Source organism: Telmatospirillum siberiense (assembly GCF_002845745.1).
Lineage (GTDB): Bacteria > Pseudomonadota > Alphaproteobacteria > Rhodospirillales > Magnetospirillaceae > Telmatospirillum > Telmatospirillum siberiense.
Window position 1 is genome coordinate 1 of sequence record NZ_PIUM01000067.1, and the last position, 3,257, is coordinate 3,257.

Genomic DNA, 3,257 nt, shown 5'->3' on the forward strand with positions numbered 1-3,257 from the left:
TTTTGGTTGCGGGGGCAGGATTTGAACCTGCGGCCTTCAGGTTATGAGCCTGACGAGCTACCGGGCTGCTCCACCCCGCGGAAGTTGGGTGGTTGTTTAGATTTGTTATCGTGATGGATGAGGAGGCTTGGAAGACCTGGCGACGACCTACTCTCCCGTGCCTTAAGACACAGTACCATTGGCGCAGAGGGTTTTCACGGCCGAGTTCGGGATGGGATCGGGTGCGGGCCCCTCGCTATAATCACCAGGTCGTCCAAGCTTCCTCATTAGGTTTTTCTGACCCGTGTCGTTTGCATTGTGTGTCATGTGTTGGGCTTGTCGCTACGCATGAGCGATCAAGCCGATCGAGCGATTAGTACCAGTTAGCTTCACGCGTTACCGCGCTTCCACACCTGGCCTATCGACGTGGTGGTCTTCCACGGCTCTCAAGGGAAACCTTGTTTTGAGGGGAGCTTCCCGCTTAGATGCTTTCAGCGGTTATCTCGTCCACACTTAGCTACCCGGCGGTGCCGCTGGCGCGACAACCGGTACACCAGAGGTGTGTCCATCCCGGTCCTCTCGTACTAGGGACAGGTCCTCTCAAGTTTCCGACACCCACGGTAGATAGGGACCGAACTGTCTCACGACGTTCTAAACCCAGCTCACGTACCACTTTAATCGGCGAACAGCCGAACCCTTGGGACCTGCTCCAGCCCCAGGATGTGATGAGCCGACATCGAGGTGCCAAACCTCCCCGTCGATGAGGACTCTTGGGGGAGATCAGCCTGTTATCCCCGGCGTACCTTTTATCCGTTGAGCGATGGCCCTTCCACGCGGGACCACCGGATCACTATGACCGACTTTCGTCTCTGCTCGACTTGTCAGTCTCGCAGTCAGGCTAGCTTATGCCATTGCACTCGACGACCGATTTCCGACCGGTCTGAGCTAACCATCGCGCGCCTCCGTTACTCTTTGGGAGGCGACCGCCCCAGTCAAACTACCTGCCATGCAGGGTCCCGGATCCGGTTTCACGGACCGCGGTTAGATACCAGGAAACGGAAGGGTGGTATTTCAAGGTTGCCTCCGCCCAAGCTAGCGCCTGAGTTTCATAGGCTCCCACCTATCCTACACATCTATTCCCTAGTACCACTGCAAAGCTGTAGTAAAGGTGCACGGGGTCTTTCCGTCTAGCCGCGGGTACCCCGCATCTTCACGGGGAATTCAATTTCGCTGAGTCGATGTTGGAGACAGCGGGGAAGTCGTTACGCCATTCGTGCAGGTCGGAACTTACCCGACAAGGAATTTCGCTACCTTAGGACCGTTATAGTTACGGCCGCCGTTTACCGGGGCTTCAATTCAGAGCTTGCACCCCTCCTTTTAACCTTCCGGCACCGGGCAGGCGTCAGACCCTATACGTCGTCTTGCGACTTCGCAGAGCCCTGTGTTTTTAGTAAACAGTCGCCACCCCCTAGTCTGTGCCACCCGCCAATGGTTGCCCATCAACGGGTACCCCTTCTCCCGAAGTTACGGGGTCATTTTGCCTAGTTCCTTCAACATCGTTCTCTCAAGCGCCTTGGTATACTCTACCAGTCCACCTGTGTCGGTTTCGAGTACGGTCTATACGCTGGCGTTATTTCCTGGACCCCCTTCACTGCACCAACAATCCGATAAGCCGGTACAATACACGGAGGTCGTCACGTCCAGCAGGCTCAGGAATATTAACCTGATTCCCATCGACTACGGCTTTCGCCCTCGCCTTAGGGGCCGGCTCACCCTGCGCGGATTAGCCTTGCGCAGGAACCCTTGGACTTTCGGCGACAGTGTTTCTCACACTGTTTGTCGCTACTCATGTCAGCATTCTCACTTCCGATACCTCCAGGCACTCTCGCGAGGACCCTTCGCAGGCTTACGGAACGCTCCGCTACCACGTGGATTGCTCCACATCCGCAGCTTCGGTACATGGCTTGAGCCCCGTTACATTTTCGGCGCAGGACGGCTATTAGACCAGTGAGCTATTACGCTTTCTTTAAAGGATGGCTGCTTCTAAGCCAACCTCCTGGTTGTTTTGGCCTTCCCACATCCTTTCCCACTTAGCCATGATTTGGGGACCTTAGCTGGCGGTCTGGGCTGTTTCCCTCTCGACGACGGACCTTAGCACCCGCCGTCTGTCTGCCGTGCTGTACTCACGGGTATTCGGAGTTTGGTTAGGTTTGGTAGGTCTTTGGGACCCCCTAGCCCATCCAGTGCTCTACCCCCCGTGGTAATCACACGACGCACTACCTAAATAGTTTTCGCGGAGAACCAGCTATTTCCGAGTTTGATTAGCCTTTCACCCCTAGCCACAGGTCATCCCCGTCTTTTTCAACAGACGTGAGTTCGGTCCTCCAGTGGGTGTTACCCCACCTTCAACCTGCCCATGGCTAGATCACCCGGTTTCGGGTCTAATGCATGCAACTTGACGCCCTATTCAGACTCGCTTTCGCTACGCCTACACCTACCGGCTTAAGCTTGCTGCATACACTAAGTCGCTGACCCATTATACAAAAGGTACGCGGTCACCTCGCAAGGAGGCTCCCACTGTTTGTAGGCATTCCGTTTCAGGATCTCTTTCACTCCCCTCGTCGGGGTGCTTTTCACCTTTCCCTCACGGTACTTGTGCACTATCGGTCACTGAGGAGTACTTAGGCTTGGAGGGTGGTCCCCCCATGTTCAGACAGGATTTCACGTGTCCCGCCTTACTCGAGGACCTCATGCATCTTTACCCGTACGGGGCTATCACCCGCTATGGCCCGACTTTCCAGACGGTTCCGGTTTGATACACAAGGCCACTGGCCTGGTCCGCGTTCGCTCGCCACTACTAGCGGAGTCTCTGTTGATGTCCTTTCCTCCGGCTACTTAGATGTTTCAGTTCGCCGGGTTCGCCTCCTGCACCTATGTATTCAGTACAGGATCACCTTACGGTGGGGTTTCCCCATTCGGAAATCTACGGATCAAAGCCTGCTCGCGGCTCCCCGTAGCTTATCGCAGCGTGCTACGTCCTTCATCGCCTCTCAGTGCCAAGGCATCCACGAAATGCCCTTAAGACGCTTGATCGCTTCATACGTAGGGACAAGCCCAACGCATGACACGTTACCCACGACACTTGTCCCATCAAAGAGTTCAAAGACCCTCCGACAGAACATATGTCAGATCAGAAAAACCTATTCACGATGACAAAGAACGATGGCCCGTCGCTAACGACGGCACGCTGTTCAAAACAAGTTTCGAACGCGAAGGCG

At 55.3% G+C, this 3,257-nt stretch carries 1 tRNA gene and 2 rRNA genes; all 3 read right to left on the minus strand.

Going from position 1 to position 3,257, the window contains the following annotated elements:
* Positions 1 to 3: 3 nt before the first annotated feature.
* Positions 4 to 80 (minus strand) — tRNA-Met (locus CWS72_RS27140).
* A 54-nt stretch (positions 81 to 134) separates the two neighbouring features.
* Positions 135 to 249 (minus strand): 5S ribosomal RNA (rrf, locus tag CWS72_RS27145).
* A gap of 82 nt (positions 250 to 331) precedes the next feature.
* Positions 332 to 3,072, minus strand: a 23S ribosomal RNA gene (locus CWS72_RS27150).
* Positions 3,073 to 3,257 lie beyond the last annotated feature (185 nt).